23 protein-coding genes, 1 pseudogene and 1 other annotated feature are annotated in these 24,120 nt (G+C 44.4%); of the genes and pseudogenes, 1 reads left to right on the forward strand and 23 read right to left on the reverse strand.

Annotated elements, in window-relative coordinates; genetic code table 11:
* Positions 1 to 178: 178 nt before the first annotated feature.
* From rpoC to NYR53_RS32410, 20 genes are all read right to left on the reverse strand, one after another.
* Positions 179 to 3,799, reverse strand: coding sequence for a DNA-directed RNA polymerase subunit beta' (gene rpoC / locus NYR53_RS32315; protein ID WP_290428973.1), 3,621 nt, complete (start codon positions 3,797 to 3,799; stop codon positions 179 to 181).
* Between the two features lie 69 nt (positions 3,800 to 3,868).
* A complete protein-coding gene (gene rpoB, locus NYR53_RS32320) occupies positions 3,869 to 7,408 on the reverse strand; it encodes a DNA-directed RNA polymerase subunit beta (protein WP_261303079.1) in 3,540 nt (1,179 codons plus the stop codon).
* A 384-nt stretch (positions 7,409 to 7,792) separates the two neighbouring features.
* On the reverse strand, positions 7,793 to 8,389 hold the full coding sequence (locus NYR53_RS32325; RefSeq protein WP_261303080.1) for a class I SAM-dependent methyltransferase: 597 nt from the start codon (positions 8,387 to 8,389) through the stop codon (positions 7,793 to 7,795).
* 145 nt (positions 8,390 to 8,534) lie between these two features.
* Positions 8,535 to 8,900, reverse strand: a complete 366-nt coding sequence (rplL, locus tag NYR53_RS32330; protein ID WP_029196469.1) for a 50S ribosomal protein L7/L12 — start codon at positions 8,898 to 8,900, stop codon at positions 8,535 to 8,537.
* A 54-nt stretch (positions 8,901 to 8,954) separates the two neighbouring features.
* Positions 8,955 to 9,464: a 50S ribosomal protein L10 gene (gene rplJ, locus NYR53_RS32335; protein WP_261303081.1), complete on the reverse strand. Its 510-nt coding sequence runs from the start codon at positions 9,462 to 9,464 to the stop codon at positions 8,955 to 8,957.
* A 66-nt stretch (positions 9,465 to 9,530) separates the two neighbouring features.
* Positions 9,531 to 9,685: a sequence feature (ribosomal protein L10 leader region), on the reverse strand.
* A 54-nt stretch (positions 9,686 to 9,739) separates the two neighbouring features.
* Positions 9,740 to 10,432 carry a 50S ribosomal protein L1 gene (rplA, locus tag NYR53_RS32340; protein ID WP_029196471.1) on the reverse strand — a complete coding sequence of 231 codons (693 nt, stop codon included), beginning with the start codon at positions 10,430 to 10,432 and terminating at the stop codon, positions 9,740 to 9,742.
* 121 nt (positions 10,433 to 10,553) lie between these two features.
* Positions 10,554 to 10,979: a 50S ribosomal protein L11 gene (gene rplK / locus NYR53_RS32345; RefSeq protein ID WP_029196472.1), complete on the reverse strand. Its 426-nt coding sequence runs from the start codon at positions 10,977 to 10,979 to the stop codon at positions 10,554 to 10,556.
* Between the two features lie 102 nt (positions 10,980 to 11,081).
* Positions 11,082 to 11,615: a transcription termination/antitermination protein NusG gene (gene nusG / locus NYR53_RS32350; protein ID WP_029196473.1), complete on the reverse strand. Its 534-nt coding sequence runs from the start codon at positions 11,613 to 11,615 to the stop codon at positions 11,082 to 11,084.
* Positions 11,616 to 11,639: 24 nt separating this feature from the next.
* Complete coding sequence (gene secE, locus NYR53_RS32355; RefSeq protein ID WP_090826726.1) at positions 11,640 to 11,852, reverse strand: preprotein translocase subunit SecE; 213 nt, start codon at positions 11,850 to 11,852, stop codon at positions 11,640 to 11,642.
* A gap of 19 nt (positions 11,853 to 11,871) precedes the next feature.
* Positions 11,872 to 12,021: a 50S ribosomal protein L33 gene (gene rpmG / locus NYR53_RS32360; RefSeq protein ID WP_079418041.1), complete on the reverse strand. Its 150-nt coding sequence runs from the start codon at positions 12,019 to 12,021 to the stop codon at positions 11,872 to 11,874.
* A gap of 224 nt (positions 12,022 to 12,245) precedes the next feature.
* Complete coding sequence (gene sigH / locus NYR53_RS32365; protein ID WP_261303082.1) at positions 12,246 to 12,890, reverse strand: RNA polymerase sporulation sigma factor SigH; 645 nt, start codon at positions 12,888 to 12,890, stop codon at positions 12,246 to 12,248.
* A 119-nt stretch (positions 12,891 to 13,009) separates the two neighbouring features.
* Positions 13,010 to 13,522, reverse strand: coding sequence for an NYN domain-containing protein (locus tag NYR53_RS32370; RefSeq protein WP_261303083.1), 513 nt, complete (start codon positions 13,520 to 13,522; stop codon positions 13,010 to 13,012).
* 5 nt (positions 13,523 to 13,527) lie between these two features.
* Positions 13,528 to 14,268 carry a 23S rRNA (guanosine(2251)-2'-O)-methyltransferase RlmB gene (gene rlmB / locus NYR53_RS32375; RefSeq protein WP_047683217.1) on the reverse strand — a complete coding sequence of 247 codons (741 nt, stop codon included), beginning with the start codon at positions 14,266 to 14,268 and terminating at the stop codon, positions 13,528 to 13,530.
* A 53-nt stretch (positions 14,269 to 14,321) separates the two neighbouring features.
* A complete protein-coding gene (locus tag NYR53_RS32380) occupies positions 14,322 to 14,753 on the reverse strand; it encodes a Mini-ribonuclease 3 (RefSeq protein WP_261303084.1) in 432 nt (143 codons plus the stop codon).
* Positions 14,750 to 16,150: a cysteine--tRNA ligase gene (cysS, locus tag NYR53_RS32385; RefSeq protein ID WP_261303085.1), complete on the reverse strand. Its 1,401-nt coding sequence runs from the start codon at positions 16,148 to 16,150 to the stop codon at positions 14,750 to 14,752. The genes NYR53_RS32380 and cysS overlap by 4 nt, the downstream gene beginning before the upstream one ends.
* On the reverse strand, positions 16,131 to 16,802 hold the full coding sequence (cysE, locus tag NYR53_RS32390; protein ID WP_246321031.1) for a serine O-acetyltransferase: 672 nt from the start codon (positions 16,800 to 16,802) through the stop codon (positions 16,131 to 16,133). The genes cysS and cysE overlap by 20 nt, the downstream gene beginning before the upstream one ends.
* 344 nt (positions 16,803 to 17,146) lie before the next feature.
* Positions 17,147 to 18,601 carry a glutamate--tRNA ligase gene (gene gltX / locus NYR53_RS32395; RefSeq protein ID WP_261303087.1) on the reverse strand — a complete coding sequence of 485 codons (1,455 nt, stop codon included), beginning with the start codon at positions 18,599 to 18,601 and terminating at the stop codon, positions 17,147 to 17,149.
* Positions 18,602 to 18,631: 30 nt separating this feature from the next.
* Positions 18,632 to 19,117, reverse strand: a complete 486-nt coding sequence (gene ispF / locus NYR53_RS32400; RefSeq protein ID WP_261303088.1) for a 2-C-methyl-D-erythritol 2,4-cyclodiphosphate synthase — start codon at positions 19,115 to 19,117, stop codon at positions 18,632 to 18,634.
* Positions 19,114 to 19,818 (reverse strand): 2-C-methyl-D-erythritol 4-phosphate cytidylyltransferase, encoded by a 705-nt coding sequence (gene ispD / locus NYR53_RS32405; protein ID WP_261303089.1) that lies wholly within the window; start codon positions 19,816 to 19,818, stop codon positions 19,114 to 19,116. Before ispD ends, ispF begins: the two co-directional genes overlap by 4 nt.
* A 184-nt stretch (positions 19,819 to 20,002) precedes the next feature.
* Positions 20,003 to 21,070, reverse strand: a complete 1,068-nt coding sequence (locus NYR53_RS32410) for a PIN/TRAM domain-containing protein (protein ID WP_437180111.1) — start codon at positions 21,068 to 21,070, stop codon at positions 20,003 to 20,005.
* A 155-nt stretch (positions 21,071 to 21,225) separates the two neighbouring features.
* Here NYR53_RS32410 and NYR53_RS32415 point away from each other — a divergent pair, with 155 nt between their 5' ends.
* Positions 21,226 to 21,621, forward strand: a complete 396-nt coding sequence (locus NYR53_RS32415; RefSeq protein WP_047683251.1) for a hypothetical protein — start codon at positions 21,226 to 21,228, stop codon at positions 21,619 to 21,621.
* A gap of 74 nt (positions 21,622 to 21,695) precedes the next feature.
* Here NYR53_RS32415 and pssA read toward each other — a convergent pair whose 3' ends face one another.
* The 3 genes and pseudogenes from pssA to NYR53_RS32430 all read right to left on the reverse strand — a co-directional run.
* Positions 21,696 to 22,445 (reverse strand): CDP-diacylglycerol--serine O-phosphatidyltransferase, encoded by a 750-nt coding sequence (pssA, locus tag NYR53_RS32420; protein WP_057304282.1) that lies wholly within the window; start codon positions 22,443 to 22,445, stop codon positions 21,696 to 21,698.
* A 120-nt stretch (positions 22,446 to 22,565) separates the two neighbouring features.
* Positions 22,566 to 23,645 (reverse strand): DNA integrity scanning diadenylate cyclase DisA, encoded by a 1,080-nt coding sequence (disA, locus tag NYR53_RS32425; RefSeq protein WP_084595350.1) that lies wholly within the window; start codon positions 23,643 to 23,645, stop codon positions 22,566 to 22,568.
* 56 nt (positions 23,646 to 23,701) lie between these two features.
* Positions 23,702 to 23,896 (reverse strand): annotated as a pseudogene (locus tag NYR53_RS32430) (DNA repair protein RadA); the annotation flags it as partial.
* Between the last annotated feature and the right edge of the window lie 224 nt (positions 23,897 to 24,120).

Genomic DNA, 24,120 nt, shown 5'->3' on the forward strand with positions numbered 1-24,120 from the left:
TCAAAGAAAAGGAAAGAATATCGACTTAGGCACACTACGATATATTAGCATTTTGAACTTCGGGTGTCAAGGAATAACTTCTTATATTTTATTAATCTTGCTAGATTAATAAATGTATATCAAAAGGGACAGCCCACTTCATTATAAAGTGGCTATCCCTCATGATTACATAACAAATCTATTCAACAGTGACAGTCTCTTTTTCAAGGTCCTCGTCTTGTACAAGCACTTCGTTCGGATCTGTAATTCGGATGTTCCGGTAACGAGGCATACCCGTACCTGCAGGAATTAGTTTACCGATAATAACGTTCTCCTTAAGACCAAGTAATTGGTCAACCTTACCTTTAATTGCTGCATCCGTCAAGACACGTGTCGTTTCTTGGAAAGACGCTGCAGATAGGAAGGAATCGGTCTCTAGGGACGCTTTAGTAATACCGAGCAAGATAGGTCTTGCAACAGCAGGCTCACTACCAGCAAATAAGGCTACTTTGTTGGCTGCTTCATATTCATGAATGTCTACGAAGGAACCAGGAAGAAGCGTTGTATCTCCAGCGTCAACGATGCGGATTTTCCGCAACATTTGGCGAACCATAACTTCGATATGTTTATCGTTAATTTCTACCCCTTGGTTACGATAAACGCGTTGAACCTCTTGCAGAATGTAGTTCTGCACGCCACGAATACCTTTGATACGGAGCATTTCCTTCGGATCGATAGAACCGTCAGTCAACTCGTCTCCAGCTTCCACTTGTTGATTCAATGAAACACGTACACGTGAACCGTAAGGAACCGCATATACTTTAGATTCCGCTTCACCTTGGACTTCAATCTCACGACGGTCCTTAGCTTCGCGGATTTCTTTGACAATACCATCAATTTCGGAAATAATCGCTTGGCCTTTCGGATTCCGAGCTTCAAAGAGCTCTTGAATACGCGGCAAACCTTGCGTAATATCATCTCCGGCAACACCACCGGTATGGAACGTACGCATCGTCAGCTGTGTTCCTGGCTCACCAATGGATTGAGCAGCGATAATACCAACCGCTTCACCAACCTCTACAAATTGGCCAGTAGCTAAGTTACGACCGTAACATTTCTTACAAACGCCATGATTGGTGCGGCAGCTAAGAACGGAACGAATTTGAAGTTTCTCAATACCTGCTTCAATGATTGTATCTGCAATACCCGATTCGATGAGTTCATTGCGTTGAACAATGACTTCACCTGTTTTCGGATGACGTAGAGTTTCATAAGCATAGCGACCCTCAATACGGTCATAGAGATCTTCAATAACCTCTTTACCGTCTTGAATTTTGCTAACCATGAAGCCTTTATCAGTTCCACAATCATCTTCGCGTACGATAACATCTTGCGCAACGTCAACGAGACGACGAGTCAAGTACCCTGAATCCGCTGTACGAAGTGCTGTATCGGCAAGACCTTTACGCGCTCCGTGCGTGGAAATGAAATACTCCAAGATAGTCAAGCCTTCACGGAAGTTCGATTTAATTGGCAACTCCATAATTTTACCGGATGGATTCGCCATCAAACCACGCATGCCGCCAAGCTGTGTAATCTGTGATTTATTACCCCGAGCTTTGGATTCAACCATCATGCTAATAGAGTTGTATTTATCAAGGGATTTCATCAAAATATCTGTGATTTCGTCCTTCGCCTTACTCCAAATCGCAATAACACGGTCATAACGCTCTTCATCCGTAATCAAACCACGACGGTATTGATTCGTAACTACACGTACTTTCTCTTCACATTCTTTGAGAATGGCTACTTTTTCAGTAGGAACAACAACGTCAGAGACAGCTACGGTAATACCGGCTTTCGTGGAATACGTGAATCCAAGCTCTTTAATTTTATCAAGAATCATGGACGTTTGAGTTGTGTGGTATTTACGGAAACACTCAGCAATGATAGAACCGAGATATTCTTTACCTACCGCTTTGTTCTCATCACGTTCCAACATAATAGCTCTAAGATCAGCACCCTTTTCGAAAACAAAGTGAGAATCGGGAATCCCGCTCAACAGGTTCGTTTTGGTTGGCTCATTAATGAATGGGAAATCGCTAGGGAAAATCTCATTCATGATGATTTTACCGATCGTCGTGATCAAGATTGCATTTTGCTGTTTCTCAGTGAAACTAACTTTGTTCAATGCTCTTGCAGGGATTGCAACCCGTGCGTGCAGGGCGATTTTGCCCGATTGATAAGAGGAAACTGCTTCATGAACTGTTCTAATAATAGAACCAGCGCCTTTAGCGAATTTGTTGTCTGTTGTTAAATAGAAGCTTCCCAGAACCATATCCTGTGAAGGCGTAACAACAGGCTTACCGTCTTTCGGATTCAAGATGTTGCCTGACGCCAGCATGAGCAAGCGAGCTTCCGCTTGAGCTTCAGAAGATAATGGTACGTGAACAGCCATTTGGTCACCGTCGAAGTCAGCGTTGTAAGCTGTACAAACGAGCGGATGAAGCTTAATAGCACGGCCTTCTACCAGAATCGGTTCAAAAGCTTGAATACCAAGTCTATGCAGCGTAGGGGCACGGTTCAGAAGAACCGGATGCTCCTTAATCACTTCTTCAAGAACATCCCAAACATCTGGACTTACGCGCTCAACTTTACGTTTTGCACTTTTGATGTTATGGGCCAAACCTTTATTCACAAGCTCTTTCATCACGAAAGGCTTGAACAACTCAAGTGCCATTTCCTTCGGAAGACCACATTGGTACATCTTCAGGTTAGGACCTACAACGATAACGGAACGACCAGAATAGTCAACACGTTTACCGAGCAAGTTTTGACGGAAACGACCTTGTTTACCTTTCAGCATATGGCTGAGGGATTTCAAAGGACGGTTACCAGGACCTGTTACCGGACGGCCGCGACGACCGTTGTCGATAAGAGCATCTACCGCTTCTTGCAGCATACGTTTCTCATTTTGAACAATGATATCCGGTGCTCCTAGGTCGAGCAATCTTTTCAAACGGTTGTTGCGATTGATAACGCGGCGATACAGATCATTCAAATCAGAAGTCGCAAAGCGGCCACCATCGAGCTGTACCATCGGACGAAGCTCCGGAGGGATGACAGGAAGTACATCCAGTACCATCCAGCCAGGCAAGTTCTTCGAGTTACGGAAAGCTTCCATAACTTCAAGACGCTTAATCGCGCGGTTACGTCGTTGACCTTGCGCTGTTTTGAGTTCTTCTTTGAGTGTATCTACTTCACGTTCGATATCAATGTCGATTAGAAGCTTTTTAACAGCTTCCGCACCCATTCCCGCTTGGAAAGCATAACCGTACTTCTCGCGATAGCTGCGGTATTCTTTCTCGGAAAGAAGTTGTTTCTTCTCCAAAGGTGTATCCCCTGGATCTGTCACCACATAGGAAGCGAAATAGATAATTTCCTCCAACGATCTTGGAGACATATCTAGCGCAAGCCCCATACGGCTTGGAATGCCTTTGAAGTACCAAATATGAGATACCGGAGCGGCAAGTTCAATATGACCCATGCGCTCACGACGTACCTTTTGACGTGTTACTTCAACGCCACAACGGTCACAAACCACGCCTTTATAACGAACTCGTTTGTATTTACCGCAGTGACATTCCCAATCTTTGGTAGGCCCGAAGATCTTTTCACAGAAAAGACCTTCTTTCTCAGGCTTTAAGGTTCTGTAGTTAATCGTTTCCGGCTTCTTTACTTCCCCACGGGACCAAGAGCGAATTTTATCGGGTGATGCCAAGCCGATTTTCATAAACTCGAAGTTGTTAACGTCCATCAAGGAGCAACCCTCCTTTAAGAATTTAAACCCACTATGCAGTGAATCGTTCTCGATCTATTGTGGTGTTCTTTATTCGTTGACTCCCAATTCAGAGCCCTCTAAGTTTAGGTTTAATTTATCGCTAGTGACTTCATCGTCGTCATCGGCTTCTCTCATTTCGATCTCTTCTTCGTCGCCGGAAAGGATTTTAACATCCATACCTAAGCTTTGAAGCTCTTTGATCAAAACTTTGAAGGATTCCGGAACACCCGGTTCTGGAACATTCTCGCCTTTAACGATGGACTCGTATGTTTTCACACGGCCTACAACGTCATCAGATTTCACAGTAAGAATTTCTTGCAGTGTATAAGCAGCTCCATATGCCTCGAGTGCCCATACCTCCATCTCCCCGAAACGTTGTCCACCGAACTGCGCTTTACCACCCAGCGGCTGCTGAGTAACAAGGGAATAAGGTCCTGTGGAACGGGCATGGATTTTATCATCAACCATGTGCGCCAGCTTAATCATGTACATGACGCCAACGGTTACTTCGCGTTCGAACGATTCCCCTGTACGACCATCGTACAGAATCGTTTTACCACTGCGCTGCATACCTGCTTCTTCCATCGCATCGAACACGTCATACTCACGCGCTCCATCGAATACTGGCGTTGCAGCATGGATACCCAGGTACTTGGAAGCCATACCCAAGTGAACTTCAAGCACTTGACCGATGTTCATCCGCGAAGGAACCCCTAGTGGATTCAATACAACTTCAACCGGAGTACCATCAGGCAGGAAAGGCATATCTTCTTCCGGAAGAATACGCGCTACAACCCCTTTGTTACCGTGACGTCCCGCCATTTTGTCGCCTTCGGAAATTTTCCGTTTTTGAGCGATATAGACACGTACGAGTTGGTTAACGCCAGGAGGCAGCTCATCGCCGTTCTCACGAGTAAATACTTTCACATCAACAACGATACCATCTGTACCATGCGGTACGCGTAGGGATGTATCACGAACCTCACGAGCCTTCTCACCGAAGATCGCATGCAGCAATCTTTCTTCCGCTGTCAGCTCCGTAACGCCCTTAGGTGTTACTTTACCAACTAGGATATCGCCTGCGCCGATTTCGGCACCGACACGGATAATACCGCGCTCGTCAAGATTTTTCAATGCATCTTCCCCAACGTTCGGGATGTCACGTGTGATTTCTTCAGGTCCAAGCTTCGTATCACGAGCTTCGGATTCGTACTCCTCAATGTGAATCGATGTGTACACATCTTCTTTTACAAGTTTCTGGCTAAGCAAGATCGCATCCTCGTAGTTGTAACCTTCCCAAGTCATGAAGGCAACGACCACGTTACGTCCAAGCGCCAATTCACCTTGCTCTGTTGATGGTCCGTCTGCAAGAATGTCACCCGCTTTAACCAATTGGCCTTTTTTGACAATCGGACGTTGGTTAATGCAAGTACCTTGGTTAGAACGCATGAATTTGTGGAGCTTATATTTCACAACGTTGCCGCTAACCAGCTTGCCATCGACCAATTCTTGGCGACGCAGCCAAATTTCATTCGCAGCAGCTTTCTCAATAATTCCATCGAATTTGGAGACAATACATACTCCTGAGTCTTTGGCCACCTTATGCTCCATACCTGTACCTACAAGAGGTGCTTTCGGGATCAAAAGCGGAACCGCTTGACGCTGCATGTTTGAACCCATAAGCGCACGGTTGGAGTCATCGTTTTCAAGGAACGGAATTAACGCCGTTGCCACGGAAACAACTTGCTTCGGAGAAACGTCCATGTAATCGACACGTTCAACCGGAAGCGTTAAGTTGTCATCCTTATAACGAACGATAATCGCATCTTCAACGAATTTATTATCTTCGGTCAATTGTGCATTCGCTTGAGCGATAACATAGTTATCCTCTTCGTCTGCTGTCAGGTAAGCGATTTGATCGGTTACAAGTCCTGACTTCGGATCCACCCAACGATATGGCGCCTCAATAAAGCCATACTCATTAATACGGGCAAACGTAGATAAGGAGTTGATCAAACCAATGTTCGGTCCCTCTGGCGTCTCAATTGGACACATACGGCCATAGTGAGAGTGATGCACGTCACGAACTTCCATACCTGCGCGCTCTCTTGTCAAACCGCCGGGTCCGAGTGCAGACAGACGTCTTTTGTGCGTCAATTCAGCAAGCGGATTCGTTTGGTCCATAAACTGAGAAAGTTGGGAGCTACCGAAGAACTCTTTGATCGATGCGATAACAGGTCGAATGTTGATTAACGCTTGTGGTGTAATCACATTCGCATCTTGAATCGACATACGTTCACGAACAACACGTTCCATACGGGAAAGACCAATACGGAATTGATTTTGCAGCAATTCACCTACAGAACGAAGTCTACGGTTACCCAAGTGGTCAATATCATCCGTATTTCCGATGCCGTGAAGCAAATTGATGAAATAGTTAATGGATGAAATAATATCGGCAGGCGTGATGTTTTTGACTGTTTTATCAATAACACCGTTAGAGATAACTTTAACGACCTTGCCCTCTTCTGTTGGTGAATAAACATTGATGCACTGAACTGGAATTGTATCCGCGCCCGTTACACCTTTTGGAATCGTAAATTCTTTATATCCTGCACCTTTTTCAATAAAAGGAAGGATTTCATCTAATACACGACGATCAAGCAATTGTCCAGCTTCTGCAATGATTTCTCCAGTCTCGGAGTCCACCAGTGTTTCCGCCAAACGTTGATTGAACAATCTGTTTTTGATGTGAAGTTTTTTGTTGATTTTGTAGCGACCTACGTTAGCCAAATCGTAACGCTTCGGATCAAAGAAACGAGCAACGATCAAGCTTCTAGCATTATCTAGTGTAGGTGGTTCACCCGGACGAAGACGCTCATAGATTTCGATTAACGCTTTTTCCGTAGAATCCGTGTTATCTTTATCGAGCGTATTACGGATGTATTCATTATCACCGAGCAAATCCAAAATCTCAGCATCTGTACCAAATCCTAAGGAACGAAGAAGCACAGTTACTGGAATTTTGCGCGTGCGATCGATACGAACATAGATGATATCTTTCGCATCAGTCTCAAGCTCTAACCAAGCTCCACGGTTCGGAATGACGGTTGCGGTATATGTTTTTTTGCCGTTTTTATCCACTTTCGTGCTATAATAAACACTGGGTGAACGAACGAGCTGGGAGACGATTACACGCTCCGCACCGTTAATAATGAACGTTCCCGTGTCAGTCATGATAGGGAAATCCCCCATGAACACTTCTTGTTCTTTGACCTCGCCGGTTTCCTTATTAATCAAACGGACTTTGACTCTTAACGGCGCCGCATAGGTTACGTCGCGTTCTTTGGATTCATCAACTGAATACTTAGGATCGCCTAAGCTATAGTCAATAAACTCCAGTACTAGGTTACCTGTAAAATCCTGGATCGGAGAGATATCCTGAAACATCTCGCGAAGTCCTTCTTCCAAAAACCACTCATACGATTTTTGCTGGATTTCAATCAGGTTTGGAATGCCCAGCACCTCATTAATTCGTGCATAAGTCCTGCGTTTACGTCGTCCAAATTGAACAAGATGTCCCGCCAACTTTCATTCACCCCTCAACTCTACTCAATAAATAAAAAGAAGAAGAAAAACTTCTACCGACGTACACTCAGGACGCCTCCATTAGTGGAGCCCGTCCGAATTAAGCGACTGTATGAAGGAAGGTTTTTCCCTGTAATCAATAACTCTTTTCCAAATATTTCTTCCCATCCTGTTAGAATTTCCTAAAATTCAAACATTATACGTTACACATTCAAATTTTATTCATCCCGGAAGAAAAAAACACTTGACATTTTTGTTAACTAAAGACATGTGTCCCATCTTAATACTGACATTTTTTAATAATACCACATGTGAAATGTCAAGTCAAACATTTTCCCTCGATTGACAGATAAGAGTTGAAATCCACATTTCATCTACTTCCAACTACTTCGTAGCTTTGAGAATTTTGTACCCTTTATCTTTGGATACCTCAATAACTTCACTGTACAAAGACTCGAGTTTTTTCATGGCCGATGGAGCGCCCTGTTTTTTTTGAATAACAACCCAGATAGACCCGCCGTCAACTAAGCAATCGTAAGCATCTGTGAAAATACGATGAACAACTTCCTTGCCAGCTCGAATGGGCGGATTGGTTAAAACCGCGTCAAAGCGTTGCTCCTTCACTTGTTCCAGGAGATCACTTTGGAGGATAGTCACATTCGTTATTCCATTACGCTTCGCATTATCAACAGAAAGTTCAATCGCTCTCTCATTGATATCAACCATTGTCACATGTCCTTTCGGACACATCACAGCAGCACTTAGCCCAATAGGACCGTACCCACAACCTACATCAAGAACCTTAGCATCCTCGCGCAGCTGTATGGTTTCAATTAAATGCTTACTACCATAATCGACACCTTTTTTCGAAAAGACTCCGGCATCCGTCAGGAACGTATATGTTTTGCCACGCAGCACTTCTTGCATAGTGTGAACATCCCGTTTCACCGTCGGTTGCTTAGTATAGTAATGCTCTGACACGTTATGAATTCCTCCTCCACTTTTACCTCTAGGAAAATCAAATAACGAGAGCGTTCCTAAGGCTTTCCTAAGGGTAAAAACCTCATCTTATAACGGTTAAAAAAACCTCTTGAAGTCAAGCTTCAAGAGGTTTCCTATTGAAAGATTACTTAACTTCTACGGAAGCGCCAGCTTCTGTAAGCTTAGCTTTAACAGCTTCTGCTTCTTCGGAGCTAACTTTTTCTTTAACTGCTTTAGGAGCGCCATCAACCAAGTCTTTCGCTTCTTTCAGGCCAAGACCTGTGATTTCGCGAACTACTTTAATTACGTTGATTTTGGATGCGCCAGCGCTAGTCAAGATAACGTCAAACTCAGTTTGAGCTTCTTCAACTGCTACTGCTGCGCCACCGCCAGCTGCTACTGGAGCTGCTGCTGTTACGCCAAACTCTTCTTCAATTGCTTTAACCAGGTCGTTCAATTCCAAGATTGTCATGCCTTTGATTGCTTCTAGGATCGTTGCATTGTTGCTCATGGTTAAACCTCCATTATCATTCATATATTTTGTGGTTGTTGTTGTAAAACAAAATTAAGCTTGACCTTCAGCTTCTTTTTTCTCAGCAACTGCTTTAACAGCAAGTGCAAAGTTACGAACTGGAGCTTGAAGAACGCTAAGCAACATGGAGAGAAGACCATCTCTGGATGGAAGTTCTGCAAGTGCTTTGATTTGATCGTATCCAACTACGCGGCCTTCGACCACGCCACCTTTTACGCTCAATTGATCATTCTTTTTCGCAAATTCAGTCAAGATTTTCGCTGGAGCAACTAGATCGTCTTTGCTGAAAGCAATGGCAGTTGGACCTGTTAGGTACTCATCCAATGCGCTTAGCTCAGCATTCGCCGATGCGCGTCTAGCCAACGAGTTCTTGAGAACTACGAATTCAATACCAGCTTCGCGCAAGCTTTTACGCAGCTGAGTTACTTGAGCTACGTTCAAACCGCGGTAGTCCGCTATGATTGTAGAAGCACTAGCTTTAAACTTTTCAGTTACTTCAGCTACTGCTTGTTCTTTCGCTGCAAGAATTTTCGCGTTTGCCATAGTACACCTCACTTCTTATGCATTTATCTTTCAAGATCGCAAACAGTAGGAGCATCAGCATTCCTTATCTAAAATAAGAAATGCCTTCGTAGACGCTACGAAGGCATGATGTGTTCACTTTTTCCCTGATGTACAAAGAAATCGCTATATATATCATAACACCTCGGTAGGAAATTAAGCACGTTGGCACCTACTGTCTACGGTTTGCATATTCATTTTTATGACCTTTGATAGAGTATCACGCCCAGCAACCGAAGTCAACTGGTAGCTTTTACTTATCTGAAGGATTGCAGGTTCACACGAACGCTTGGACCCATTGTGGAGGATACAGCAATGTTTTTCAGGTAAACACCTTTAGCAGCTGCTGGTTTCGCTCTTACAAGTGCATCAACCAATGCTTTGAAGTTTTCGTTCAACTTATCAGCATCGAAAGATACTTTACCAAGTGGAGCATGGATTTGGCCTGCTTTATCAAGACGGTACTCGATTTTACCTGCTTTGATCTCTTGAACAGCTTTGGTAACGTCGAAAGTAACTGTTCCTGCTTTAGGGTTTGGCATTAAACCTTTACCCCCGAGGATACGACCCAGTTTACCAACTTCGCTCATCATGTCCGGAGTAGCTACGCAAACGTCAAATTCGAACCAACCTTGTTGAATTTTGTTGATCATGTCAGCATCACCAACAAAATCTGCACCAGCTGCTTCAGCTTCTTTCGCTTTCTCGCCTTTAGCAAATACAAGTACACGTTTCGTTTTACCAGTACCGTGTGGAAGTACAACGACACCACGAACAGCCTGATCTTGTTTTCTTGGGTCAACACCCAGACGAACTGCAACATCTACAGTTTCATCAAATTTAGCAGGAGCTGTTTTCTTAACAAGCTCGATTGCTTCTGACGGATCATACAAAGTTTCAGCATTTACAAGCTGAGATACTTCGCGGTATTTTTTACCGTGTTTAGGCATTTTAAATATCCTCCTTAGTGGTATTAGCGGATAATCCTCCCACCGAGCGGCTGAAGAGTCTTCGCGAAGAAAACTCACTTCGACAGCATACGCTTATCGTTTAACCGCATTCCTTGCGGAATTAATCTTCGATAGTGATTCCCATGCTGCGAGCAGTACCTTCAACCATACGCATTGCAGCCTCAACGGATGCAGCATTTAGGTCAGGCATTTTTTGTTCAGCGATTTCGCGAACTTTAGCGCGTTTCACAGTTGCAACTTTCTTTTTGTTTGGTTCACCGGATCCTTTTTCGATACCAGCAACGACGCGAAGAAGAACTGCAGCCGGAGGCGTTTTAGTGATGAATGTAAAGGAACGATCCTCGAACACTGTGATTTCAACCGGAATGATAAGACCAACTTGATCAGCAGTACGAGCGTTAAACTCTTTACAGAAAGCCATGATGTTCACACCTGCTTGACCCAATGCTGGACCGATCGGTGGTGCTGGATTTGCTTTCGCAGCTTGAACTTGAAGCTTCACGATTTTAATAACCTTTTTTGCCATGATAGACACCTCCTTGCTTTTAATATGGGATCTCATTGCCATCCCACTAACGAAGGTCTATCCCGAGGAATAGACCTGGTAGAAACCCTTGGTTTTCTTGTTTTATAGCTTTTCCACTTGGTCGAAATCGAGCTCAAGCGGGGTTTCTCTACCAAACATGTTGACATGCACCTTAAGTTTACCCTTGTCAGCAACAATTTCTTCAACAGAGCCGACAAAGTTTGCGAAAGGTCCCACCTTGACGCGTACGGTTTCTTTGAGTTCGAAGTCGATTTTCTCCTTCGGCTCTTCCATACCCATATGCTTCAGGATAGATTCAACTTCCTCAGGTAATAATGCAGTCGGTTTAGAGCCGGATCCTGTAGAACCTACGAATCCAGTTACTCCTGGCGTATTACGTACTACGTACCAAGAGTCATCCGTTTGAATCATTTCTACAAGGACATACCCTGGATAAACTTTACGCATGACGACTTTTTTCTTGCCGTCTTTGTTTACCAATTCTTCTTCCATAGGCACAAGCACACGGAAGATCTTGTCCGTCATTTCCATGGACTCAACACGTTTCTCTAGGTTGGCTTTTACTTTGTTCTCATACCCTGAATAGGTATGTACGACGTACCATCTTTTTTCCATGAATAAATTCACCTATAGTCCTGTTTATTTAAAAACAAGGCGCAGCAACTCAGAAATTCCTAGATCCAGCACAAAAAAATAAATAGCAACAAAAGCTACAGTACCAATTACGACTAGCGTATAGGTAATCATCTCTTTGCGACTTGGCCACTTGACCTTTTTGAGTTCTGTCCAACTGTCGGTGAAGAAGGAAAAAGTGGATCCGAAGCTTTGTCTCATTCTAGCCAAGAACGCCACAAACTACACCTCCAAAGAACTACCTAGTCTCGCGATGAGCAGTATGTTCATTGCAAAATTTGCAATATTTCTTCAACTCAATACGGTCGGGATTGTTGCGCTTATTTTTAGTGGATGCATAGTTTCTTTGTTTGCAATTTGTGCACGCTAATGTGATGATGACCCGCATGATGTACACCTCCTACAGACACTTTCTAATTAAAGCCCTTCTAAGCGCGTCAAAAAGAAAGCGACTTTTAGGGCTACCTGAAATACTTTATCACAACCCGTAATAGGGTGTCAAGGCAGAAGTCTCATAAATGCGAGAGTATCATCAGTATAGACTCTCTTAGCCATTGTTAAACATTCTCCCAAAGAAAAACACCCGCACAGCTTAAGCCGCGCGGGTACTTTCTACAAATCTCGGACTTCCAAATAACGTTCAAGTTTGCGTTTAACACGTTGAAGAGCATTATCAATAGACTTCACATGACGATCGAGATCAACGGCGATTTCTTGATACGATCTGCCATCGAGATAGAGCATCAGCACCCTGCGCTCTAAGTCACTTAATATTTCTCCCATTTTATCTTCAAGGCCCGTAAACTCTTCTTGATTGATTACAAGCTCCTCAGGATCTGTAACCCGGGAACCGCTAATAACGTCAAGCAGCGTACGATCAGAATCTTCATCATAAATAGGCTTGTCCAGTGACACGTAGGAATTAAGAGGAATGTGCTTCTGACGCGTTGCTGTTTTAATCGCCGTGATGATCTGTCGCGTGATGCACAGTTCAGCAAAGGCTTTGAATGAAGCAAGCTTGTCTCCTCGGAAGTCGCGAATAGATTTATATAAACCTATCATACCTTCCTGCACAATGTCTTCTCGGTCTGCACCTATCAAAAAATAAGAACGTGCTTTGGCACGTACGAAATTCTTATATTTATTGATAAGGTATTCCAACGCTTCGCTACTGCCATCACGGACTGCATCGACGATGTCTTCATCTGGCTTGAGGTCATAATCATACATTCTCAGTTCTTTGAGGTCGACACTCACCAACAATCCCTCCGGCCTGCAGGACTACCCAGATTCACTATAAAAGTTTAGGTTAAGTATACATGAAGAAAACTCACACCGTCAACGGGGAACCGCACCATTTCTAGCATTTGGAGGATTCACTCTCCTCTTCGCCACCGCTCGAACTGCTCTTTGAGCTCATGGCTCAGTTTACTTTCGAACGGATTACGCTTGGATGAAGTTTCAGGATGAATACGTTCTCGCACTTCTTTGCGATTCTGTTTGATTTTGACTAGCAGTTCACCAGCGGGCATCCGAAGAGCTCCCTTACCGAAAATGACATGCTGCTCAATCATATCTGAGGTGGCTACATAGATCTGCTTACGCCTTCCCATCAGATTCGTGACCAGACGTTCGATCCGTTCATCTGCCGTTTCCTTCTCTTTGGTATAGAGTACTGTAAGCTTACTTTGCACATATTTTTTACCAAGTCCAGGTACCATATAAGCATCAAAAACAAGGTATACCTTCATACCAGAGTAGGATTGATACTCCGCCAGCATATGGATCAACTGATCACGAGCGCCCTCCAGATCCGTGTCCTTCAGCTTACTAAGCTCCGGCCAAGCGCCAATAATATTGTAGCCATCAACAATCAGAAACTGTTCCATTTCATTTAACTCTTATTACGCTGTCTAACCACTTCATACATCAATACACCCGCGGCAACGGACGCATTCAAAGAATTCACATGTCCCGCCATCGGAAGCTTAACTAAGAAGTCACATTTCTCTTTGATTAATCGACCAACACCTTTACCTTCATTGCCAATAACAAGCGCTATCGGAATACTAAAGTTGGCTTTATACACGTCTTGAGCGGCGGAAACATCCGTTCCAGCGACCCAAACTCCCTGTTCTTTCAATTTTTCTATCGTCTGCGCGATATTCGTCACACGTGCAACGGGAACATATTCAACAGCCCCAGCTGAAGTCTTGGAAACAGTAGCCGTGAGTCCGACGGAACGCCGTTTGGGAATAATGACGCCATGGACACCTGTACAGTCTGCTGTTCGCAGGATCGAACCGAGATTATGCGGATCCTCGATCTCATCAAGAATCAGGATAAATGGTTCTTGCCCTAGCTCTTTAGCCTTGTCTAAAATATCTTCTACTTCAACATACTCATAGGCAGCAACTTGCGCTACAACCCCTTGATGTTGAAGTCCTTCCGCCATTTGGTCCAGCTTGCGCTTGTCCGTAAACTGAACGATAATGCCTACATTTTTGGCTTCCGCTACAATAGGACCTGCGAATTGCTTCTGAGCACTCTCTGCGATCCAAATTTTATTAATCGTACGACCTGCACGAAGCGCCTCCAGGACGGAGTGCTTCCCGCCGATATATTCTTCATCCATTCCTGTTCCTCCTAAAAGTTTTGCTTGAACAATACGATCACCGTTAGCTGAAGCTACTTGCCCTGCTTGTAAGCAATCGCAAAGTCTAATATTTCCTTCAATCTCTCAAAAGATTGTTTATAGTACAAATATCCGATTAAGCACTCAAACGCGGTGCTGTGCCGATATTCCAGCACCTCCGCGTTTTTGGCTGTAGTTCCTGATTTGGCATTGCGTCCCCGCTTTACCATGTCTACTTCTTCTTCCGATAGCATTGGCATCAAGGCTTCCAACAATTTGGATTGCGCTTTGGCTGAGACATATCCCGTTGATGCTTTATGCAAATGGTTCGGCCGGTGGTTAGCTCCAGAAATGACATATTGCCTGATGTACACTTCATATACAGCATCCCCTATATAAGCGAGTACAAGCGGATTCAGTAAATGAGGACTTTTAGACGGCGGGAAAATAAAAAGGTTCGCAGCATCGTGGATGGACTCACTCATTTACGGCGCCAGCGTATTCCCTGCGGTGTATCCTCAAGGAATATCCCTTTCTCTGTGAGCAGGTCGCGAATTTCATCCGCGCGGGCCCAGTTCTTCGACTTACGCGATTCCGTTCTTTCGATAATCAACTGCTCAATCTCTTCATCCAGCAGCTCATCTGTTTGCTGCGAAAGAATCCCTAAGGTTTGATCGAATACTTGCAGCTGATCCAAGAAAAGCTGCAGCGCACCAGCATTTACCCGCTCCTGTTGCAGGTATAGGTTTGCTTCAGCAACTAGGTCGAAGACCGCCGTAATCGCATCCGGCGTATTGAAATCATCGTTCATCTTATCATCAAATTGGCTCGCAATCGCAGCCAAGCGATCTGTTAATGCTGATTCTATTTCACTAGTCGCAGAAGCAGTAGTAAGTCGGTGCTTCAGGTTATCATAAGCATTCTGGATACGTTCTAACGCATTAGAAGCTTGTTTCAAGCTCTCATCGCTGAAATTCAGCGGATTGCGATAATGCGCGGACAACATGAAGAAACGGAATACTTGCGGCTTGATTTGTTTAACGAGATCACGAATCAATATTCCGTTGCCAAGCGACTTAGACATCTTCTCATTGTCAATGTTAAGGAAAGCATTGTGCAGCCAATAATTAGCCATTGGATGCCCCGTTACAGCTTCCGTCTGAGCGATTTCACACTCATGATGCGGGAAGGTCAAGTCTTGTCCGCCGCCGTGTATATCAATCGTTTCACCCAAATATTTACGCACCATAGCGGAGCATTCGATATGCCAGCCTGGACGGCCTTGGCCCCATGGACTATCCCAATAAATCTCTCCCGGTTTGGCCGCTTTCCACAGCACAAAATCCTGAGGACTCTCTTTGCGATCGTCTACTTCAATACGGATGCCGTATTGGAGCTCTTCCAGATTTTGATTGGATAACTTGCCATACTCCGCAAATTTGCTTGTTCGGTAATAAACATCACCGCGGGCTTCATACGCGAAATCTTTCTCAACGAGAGCCGCAATGAAATCGATAATTTCTTGGATGTTCTCCGTCACACGCGGATTCAAGGTAGCATCGTGAACGCCAAGCGTTTTGACGTCGTCCAAAAATGCTTGAATGAATGTTTCTGCAAGCTCTGGAACGGTAACAGCCAGTTCCTCGGCTTTACGAATCATTTTATCATCCACATCAGTAAAATTCGTAATATAAGTCACTTCATACTTCTGAGACTCTAAATAACGGCGAACGACATCGAAGAAAATGACCGGTCTGCCGTTACCAATATGAATATAGTTATACACAGTTGGCCCACAAACGTACATCTTCACTTTGCCTGGTTCAATTGGAACGAATTCTTCTTTTTTCCGTGTTAGCGTATTATACACTCTGAGTGTCATGTTCTCTCGTTTCTCCATTCTTAAGGCGTTCTTGTTCAAGCTGCTGTTTTAAATCGTTAATCTGATTCTGTAATTCTTGAAATATATCCACAATGGGATCAGGTAAGTTCCCATGGTCCAAGCGATTCACACGAACCCCGTCCCGCTTCACAAGTTTAGCAGGGATCGTGACGACGGTGCTATTAGAAGGAACTTCCTGAATGACTACCGCATTAGAACCAATACGTGAATTTTCGCCTACAAGGAAAGAACCGAGAATTTTGGCACCTGAGCCAATAACTACATTATTACCAATAGTTGGATGTCTCTTACCTTTTTCTTTCCCCGTCCCACCTAAGGTTACGCCTTGGTATAGGATGACATCGTCACCGATCTCACAGGTTTCCCCGATAACAACACCCATGCCATGATCAATAAACAGTCTTTTCCCTATCGTTGCACCCGGATGAATCTCAATCCCTGTCATGAACCGGCTCCACTGCGAAACAATACGAGCGATCGTATACATCCCCCGCTTATAAAACCAATGGCCGATTCGATGGGACCAAATTGCATGAAGCCCAGAATACGTAAAGACAACCTCAAACCAGCTGCGTGCAGCCGGGTCGTTATCGAATACGGCGGATATATCAGATTTGATCGTTGCCCACATGTTCTCACCTTCTTCGTAGAAATCGTACAAGGATTCTTCTCAAACAAAAAAGCCCCTGCAGCCATATGGCTGCAGAGGCGTATTATCGCGGTTCCACTCTGCTTGGTGACTCGGAAGTCTCCCAACTTAGGTTCCCGTAACGTGGGTATTCCGGCTGCGCCTACCCTACTCTTAGGAGTATTCGGCGCGGCAGCTCCCAGGTGCATTTCCGATTACAGGAATTGGATAACTCACAGCCAAAGCCTCGCGGCTTCGATTATCCTCTCTGATAAATCCCTAATTAAACGTACTCTCCTGATCATTGCATTCGATATTGAATTAAGTATAGCGAAAAGAAACCCGCATTACAATAAGTTCCTTAGACGTGAGGCGACTTTTTCTTTGCCAAGTAAGTAAAGAGACACATTTAAGTCCGGTCCGTGTACTTGACCTGTTAGTGCAGATCGAATCGACATGAAGAGTTGTTTCCCTTTGAAGCCCGTATCCTTCTGCACTTGTTTCAGCAAAGCAGGGATGGCTTCTACGGTGAAAGCTTCCGCTTGCTCGACTTGCATGAGGAAGCTAGACAGCACAACAGGCACATGCTCCTCTTTCAAAACAGCCGAAGCTTCCTCATCGATAACCAACTCTTCTTTGAAGAAAATGCTTGATAATTCAACGATCTCAGCTGCGAAGCGCATTCTCTCTTGATTGAGGCCTACGAGAGCCGTTACCCACTCTTGAGCTGCGGCATCCAAATCACCTTGGATGTATCCTGCCTTTTGCAGATGAGGCACACATAACTCGACCACTCGGGAAAGCGGAGCCTTTTTCAAATAAGCATTGTTCATCCAATTCAATTTATCCATATCAAACACAGCCGGACTTTTGGATACGCGATCCAGGTCAAACTGGGCAATAAGCTCTTCCTTCGTGAACATCTCTTCTTCGCCGCCAGGAGACCAACCAAGCAGGGCAATGAAGTTAACGACAGCTTCAGGCAGGTAGCCTAGCTCTTTGTACTGTTCGATAAACTGAATGATGGATTCATCCCGTTTACTCATTTTTTTACGATCAGGATTCAAAATAAGCGCTAAATGAGCAAAATCAGGTACAGGAAGTCCCAGTGCTTCGTACATGAGGATTTGTCTTGGTGTATTGGACAGATGCTCCTCACCGCGAATAACCAGATTTATTTTCATCAAATGATCGTCAACAATGACTGCGAAATTATAGGTTGGAATGCCATCGGTACGTGCAATGATGAAATCGCCAATCCCATTGGATTCAAATTCAACATGCTCGCGCACCTTGTCTTCGAAGCCGATTATCCGGTCTTCTGGAACACGGAAACGAATGGAAGGCTTACGGCCTTCACCTTGAAAAGCAGCAACCTGCTCCGGTGTTAAGTTACGGCATTTACCTGAATAACCGCCCATTTCGCCGCGTGCTTCTTGCTCTGCCCGCTCCTGCTCCAAATCGGCTTCAGAGCAATAACAATGGTACGCATGGCCGCTCTGAACCAATTGATCGAGATACGTCTGATAAATATCCAATCGCTCCATCTGACGATAAGGACCATATGGACCTCCGATATCTACGCTCTCATCCCACTCTAAACCAAGCCATCTAAGACCGTTCAACTGATCTTCAATTCCGGACTCTTTGTGACGCGTTTGATCCGTATCTTCAAAACGAACAACGAACGCACCGCCATGGCGACGCGCCAATAAATAATCAAACAGTGCTGTACGAGCACCGCCAATATGTAAATGTCCAGTCGGACTAGGTGCATAACGCACACGTAAAGGCTGATTCATGAGTGTACCTCTTCTCCCCAATAATACCTGCTATTCTAGCACATCTCGAATTAAACAAACAACCGATTGCGCAGCAATTCCTTCGCCTCGCCCCGTGAAACCAAGCTGTTCCGTCGTCGTAGCTTTCACATTGACTTGATCTGGCTTAGCATCTAGCGCTTCGGCAATAATTTCTACCATCTGCGGGATGTAAGGCGCCATTTTGGGCTTCTGTGCAATGATTGTGGAGTCCGTATTCCCAAGATGATATCCTTTGTCCTTAGCTAACTGCCAAACCTGCTTCAGCAGTACTAGACTATCCGCATCCTTGAACTCTGCAGCCGTATCTGGGAAATGCTTCCCGATATCGCCTAAACCTAGCGCACCCAGAATAGCATCGCTAATAGCGTGCAGCAGCACATCGGCATCAGAATGACCGAGCAGCCCTTTTTCATAAGGAATCGTCACGCCCCCAATAATACACTTGCGACCTTCCACCAACTGATGAACATCAAATCCTTGTCCTACGCGAATCATAGCTGTCCCTCTCCCCTTACGTTGTGTAGTATCCATTCTGCCCAAGGCAAATCTTCCGGTGTCGTAATCTTAATATTATAATAGTCCCCTTCGACCACATGCACCGTCGTTCCTATCCGTTCCACCAACATCGCATCGTCCGTCCCCATAAAATCATCCTGAAGAGCCCGTTCGTGCGCTTCCCGTAGAAGAGAAAGCCGAAAAGCTTGCGGCGTTTGGATCGCCCACAAGCTTCGTCTATCGGGTGTAGATTGAATTCGCTTCTCGGTATCTACGATTTTGATCGTATCCTTAACAGGAACGGCCAGCACAGCTGCATCCTGTTCTTGCGCTTTCACAAGGCAATCGAACACATGTTCTTTTTTTACAAAAGGCCTAACACCGTCATGAACGAGTACCCACGTTGTATCCCTCTGTAAGGAGCCCAGACCCTGTCTAACGGAATCTTGACGTTCGGCGCCTCCTGCAAGCACATGAGAGACCTTGGAAAGAGCGTAGTCCTGTACATAGCCTCTACAGCGATCTACGTCAATTCCCCCAACAACGAGAATGATTTCATCCACTTCATGTATGTTTTGAAATAATTGCAAGGTATGTACCAGAATTGGCTTGTGTCCCAGTTGTAAGTATTGTTTACTTTCAGCCGTACCCATTCGCGAGCCCTTGCCCGCAGCCACGATGATAACTCCTAGCTTCTCCATAAGTCCTCCAACTAAGTGCTTTCTGAAGAAAGCATTCTTCGTAAGCATAGACCCAAGGATAAACGACTCCGTCGTCCTACTGGGACGAGCACGTTTGTCAAGGTTGATGCAAAGCAAAAGTATAAAACTTATACTTTCCTATCAACTAATAAGAGCTATGTTACATCTCCTTATCATACTGGTTTTACTGTGCTTTTTCCAATAGTTTCGGTTTAGCGAAAATCATTCGTCCCGCCGATGTCTGCAGAACACTTGTGACCATCACTTCGAGTGTCATCCCGATGAATTCGCGCCCACCTTCCACCACGATCATCGTACCGTCGTCCAGATAAGCTACACCTTGTCCATGCTCCTTGCCATCCTTAATGACTTGAACAATAATTTCTTCACCCGGTAGGACAACAGGTTTCACTGCATTCGCGAGGTCGTTGATATTGAGCACCGAAACACCTTGCAGCTCACATACTTTGTTTAGATTAAAATCATTCGTAATTACTTTGCCTTGAAGCACTTTTGCGAGCCGGACTAGCTTGCTATCAACTTCAGATATTTCCTCGAAATCTCCTTCATAGATGAGCACTTTCACTTCAAGTTCCTTTTGGATTTTGTTCAAAATGTCCAGACCGCGTCGACCGCGATTCCGCTTGAGTAAATCCGATGAATCGGCAATGTGCTGCAGCTCTTCCAAGACAAATTCAGGAATAACGAGCGTTCCCTCAATGAAGCCTGTTTTGCAAATATCTGCAATCCTGCCATCAATAATGACACTCGTATCAAGAATCTTATGCTCCTCATAAGGACGGTGTGTCTGCTTCTCAGGGCCTGCGGAGCGGCTCTTTGCAATGATCTGAACCAACTCTTCCCGCTTGCTGTAACCGATACGGAAGCCCATTACAGCTAATACCGCAGATACAATGAACGGTAAAAAGGGACTAGCCCACTTCGCCTGCTCTAATACAGGGAACACCAATACCGATATAAGCAGGCCAATGACTAAACCTAATGTACCTGAGAGTAAATCGGATACCGGGATATCCGCTACATTCCTTTCGCCTCTCATAAGCAGCTTCATTCCCTGACTAGCAACCCATGACGAAAGGAAGAACATACCTACTGCGCATAAACTATTAATCCAAATAACTTGTCCTGCATCACTCATTAACGCTGTCTTTCGAAGGATCGAATCACTCCAACTATAACCTAAACTACCACCCATGATGGCCAAAATGATTTGTACCCATTTCCTCATCACAGATTCACCCCCTAAATCAAACTTGTTTTAAGCCTTATTACAATTATGTTCCAATTTCTCCAACGTTAATCACTTCTTTACATGGAAAATTGAAATATTAGAGGGCTTCCTTTATAATGAAATTGGAAGTTACCAACACACCCGAGGTGGATGGAATGAGCTCCTTGACTTTAAAGCAGTTTCAGGATCAAGTATCCGAATTGTTACTCCGTCACCGAAGTCTGCTTGACGTCTTATCCAAATTTCAGCAGTCTGGCGCAGCTACTAATCGTTCCGTGGTGAAATCTATTACGGAATGTGGATGTATTCAGGTTCATGCAGCCAAGCAAGAGTATCATCCTGAGATGACTTTGGATGAGGCCAAGGATGTGCTCGGCACTCATGTATCTGGTCACTTATGTGAACAATGCATCGAGGTCGTAAGTACGGAACTGGGTAGAAATCTCTTCTATATGTCTGCACTTAGTAACATCCTAGACGTTAATTTGGAGCAAGTCGTTGAGAACGAATCGAAGAAATGCACAACACTGGGACTTTTCAACATGTCTTGAAGATGAAAAAAAGCATTTATTTTCTCTCTGAATCATCAGAAGAAAATAAATGCTTTTTATTTTCGAAACCTGTGTTAAACGTCCGATTTCACTGAATTCGTATCGTCCATACCGCGTCTTTTGTTCTTTCTCCGGAGACGGATGAAGAACCCATCAACGTTTTTTTTTAGGCCATATAGCGCGTAGGCTAATAGAGGGACGAAAATCATTTTAGAAATCGACTCCGGCCATTTAATAGCAATTAAAATAGCTACGGCAACAATAATTGGCGTTATCCAAATAGCTGCTTTAGGAATACCGGCTTTCTTGAAGTTCGGGTACTTCACTGTACTTACCATTAAGTAAGATAACAGGATCGTACTTACCAACAACACATATACATTAATTTCGTTCACAAACAATGCTAGTGTACAAAGAACACCGCCTGCGGCTGGAATCGGAAGACCGATGAAATAGCCAGGCGTACCGGCAACGACATTGAACCGAGCTAAACGGAGCGCTCCACAAATCGGGAAGATCGCTGTTACAATCCAAGCAAATGCCGGACTAATCACATTCGGATCATTAAATGCAACAACATACATGATAAAGGCTGGTGCTACACCGAATGAAATGACATCGGACAGCGAATCTAACTCTTTACCAAACTCACTCTGCGCGTTCAAAGCTCTAGCTACACGTCCGTCAAGTCCATCAAGCAACATAGCGACAATGACGAGTACTGCTGCAACTCCGTGTTCACCACTGAAAGCGAGAATAATTGACAGTACACCTAGGAATAAGTTCCCTACTGTAAAAAGACTGGGAATTGATTTCGTTAACATATGTTTTTGTCCACCTCTGGATTTACTATACCCTAATCTCGACTTAATAAAACCTTGACTACATAAAACTGCCTTGACTTAATAAAACCTCAACAATGATACTTTATGATTGTATCTAGTTTAAATATGTCTGTCAATGAACACTTGTTCTTGAATTCTTTTGAGACCTTCCTTAATGGCTCGGGCTCTCACCTCTCCGATTCCGTCAACTTCATCCAATTCTTCAATTGTCGCCATCATCATGTGAGGCAGATAACCAAACTTTTCGACCAGATTCGCAATAATGATAGACGGTAACCGCGGTATTTTCCCTAAAATTCGGAACCCCCGAGGGGAAACCGGTTCTTCAGCAATAGAATTCGTATGCGGATATCCAAGCAATCGGATAATTTGGTGCGGCTCCAGCAGTTCATCCGAGGATAAACGCTTTAAGCCCGCTTGCATTTCTTTGACGCGGTCCTCTGATAAATCACGTACATAATCTTTTACGATCAAACGCGCTTCAAGTTCCGCATTCCCAACAAGTTCTTCCAGCTGCATGCTAATGAGGCGGCCTTCATTCCCTAACTCATTAATATATCGATTAATCTCCGCCTTAATGCGCAGCACCATCTCAAACCGAGCAATGACATTGGTAACATCGTGCAGGGTAACCAATTCCTCAAACTCGGATGCGCTTAAATTGGTCAGCGACTGATCCAGCACGACTTTGTAGCGTTCCAAGGTCTGAATCGCTTGATTTGCTTTGGTCAGGATGACACCAATATCTTTCAATGCGTATCGCAAATTGCCTTGATAAAGCGTTATGACATTGCGCCGCTGTGAAATTGAAACAACCAATTTGTTTGTTTGCTTCGCAACACGTTCAGCTGTTCGATGTCTGATCCCCGTCTCCGATGATGAGATAGAGGAATCAGGAATTAATTGTGTGTTCGCATATAGAATGCGTTTGATGTCCTCACTGAGGATAATCGCGCCATCCATTTTGGCAAGCTCATATAAATAATTGGGAGAAAAATCACAATCTATGGAAAAACCGCCATCCACGATTTCCGTTACTTCTGTACTGTATCCAACTACAATAAGTCCACCCGTTTTGGCGCGTAGGACATTCTCTAACCCATCACGGAACGGTGTACCAGGTGCTACCATTTGCAGCAGTTGGCTCATGACGTCTCGCTTCATCTCTTCTTTACTCATCATTTTCCTCCTGAAGGCTTGCAGGTTGAATGACCACGAGTTAACCCAGTGCCGCTTTACAATGCCTCTGCTACCGTGTTCACTCCGATAATCTCTATACCGGACGGATGTGTCCATCCCTTCAAACTTTTCTCCGGCATAATCACTCTACGGAATCCAAACTTTTCCGCTTCCTTCACACGTTGATCAATCCGAGATACACCGCGGACTTTTCCGGTCAACCCGATTTCACCGAACACCACATCATAGGGGTGAGGACATTTATTTCATTTCCAAAATATATAAACCATTTGAAGCCTATCCAAGGAATCCTGTTCTATCCTACTTCCATCAAAAATAATCCCTACATATATCATACATTTTAAATTCAAAATTCATGCTGCTTTGTTTCAACTTAAATACCCTCAATCCTAACCGGACTAAGGGTAGGTCCAGATGCTAAATCCTTACAACTAATTATAACGGAAAATGCATT

Origin of the sequence: Paenibacillus andongensis (genome assembly GCF_025369935.1) — a bacterium.
Lineage (GTDB): Bacteria > Bacillota > Bacilli > Paenibacillales > NBRC-103111 > Paenibacillus_E > Paenibacillus_E andongensis.

What these genes read in the sequence shown, in the direction of transcription:
- rpmG (WP_079418041.1), bottom strand. Translation starts at nt 12,021, where the DNA reads ATGCGGGTCATCATCACATTAGCGTGCACAAATTGCAAACAAAGAAAC.
- NYR53_RS32415 (WP_047683251.1), top strand. Translation starts at nt 21,226, where the DNA reads ATGAGCTCCTTGACTTTAAAGCAGTTTCAGGATCAAGTATCCGAATTG.
- cysS (WP_261303085.1), bottom strand. Translation starts at nt 16,150, where the DNA reads ATGACACTCAGAGTGTATAATACGCTAACACGGAAAAAAGAAGAATTC.
- rplK (WP_029196472.1), bottom strand. Translation starts at nt 10,979, where the DNA reads ATGGCAAAAAAGGTTATTAAAATCGTGAAGCTTCAAGTTCAAGCTGCG.
- ispF (WP_261303088.1), bottom strand. Translation starts at nt 19,117, where the DNA reads ATGATTCGCGTAGGACAAGGATTTGATGTTCATCAGTTGGTGGAAGGT.
- rlmB (WP_047683217.1), bottom strand. Translation starts at nt 14,268, where the DNA reads ATGGATGAAGAATATATCGGCGGGAAGCACTCCGTCCTGGAGGCGCTT.
- NYR53_RS32370 (WP_261303083.1), bottom strand. Translation starts at nt 13,522, where the DNA reads ATGGAACAGTTTCTGATTGTTGATGGCTACAATATTATTGGCGCTTGG.
- rplL (WP_029196469.1), bottom strand. Translation starts at nt 8,900, where the DNA reads ATGAGCAACAATGCAACGATCCTAGAAGCAATCAAAGGCATGACAATC.
- nusG (WP_029196473.1), bottom strand. Translation starts at nt 11,615, where the DNA reads ATGGAAAAAAGATGGTACGTCGTACATACCTATTCAGGGTATGAGAAC.
- cysE (WP_246321031.1), bottom strand. Translation starts at nt 16,802, where the DNA reads ATGTGGGCAACGATCAAATCTGATATATCCGCCGTATTCGATAACGAC.
- pssA (WP_057304282.1), bottom strand. Translation starts at nt 22,445, where the DNA reads ATGTTAACGAAATCAATTCCCAGTCTTTTTACAGTAGGGAACTTATTC.
- disA (WP_084595350.1), bottom strand. Translation starts at nt 23,645, where the DNA reads ATGAGTAAAGAAGAGATGAAGCGAGACGTCATGAGCCAACTGCTGCAA.
- rplA (WP_029196471.1), bottom strand. Translation starts at nt 10,432, where the DNA reads ATGCCTAAACACGGTAAAAAATACCGCGAAGTATCTCAGCTTGTAAAT.
- gltX (WP_261303087.1), bottom strand. Translation starts at nt 18,601, where the DNA reads ATGAATCAGCCTTTACGTGTGCGTTATGCACCTAGTCCGACTGGACAT.
- NYR53_RS32380 (WP_261303084.1), bottom strand. Translation starts at nt 14,753, where the DNA reads ATGAGTGAGTCCATCCACGATGCTGCGAACCTTTTTATTTTCCCGCCG.
- rplJ (WP_261303081.1), bottom strand. Translation starts at nt 9,464, where the DNA reads ATGGCAAACGCGAAAATTCTTGCAGCGAAAGAACAAGCAGTAGCTGAA.
- ispD (WP_261303089.1), bottom strand. Translation starts at nt 19,818, where the DNA reads ATGGAGAAGCTAGGAGTTATCATCGTGGCTGCGGGCAAGGGCTCGCGA.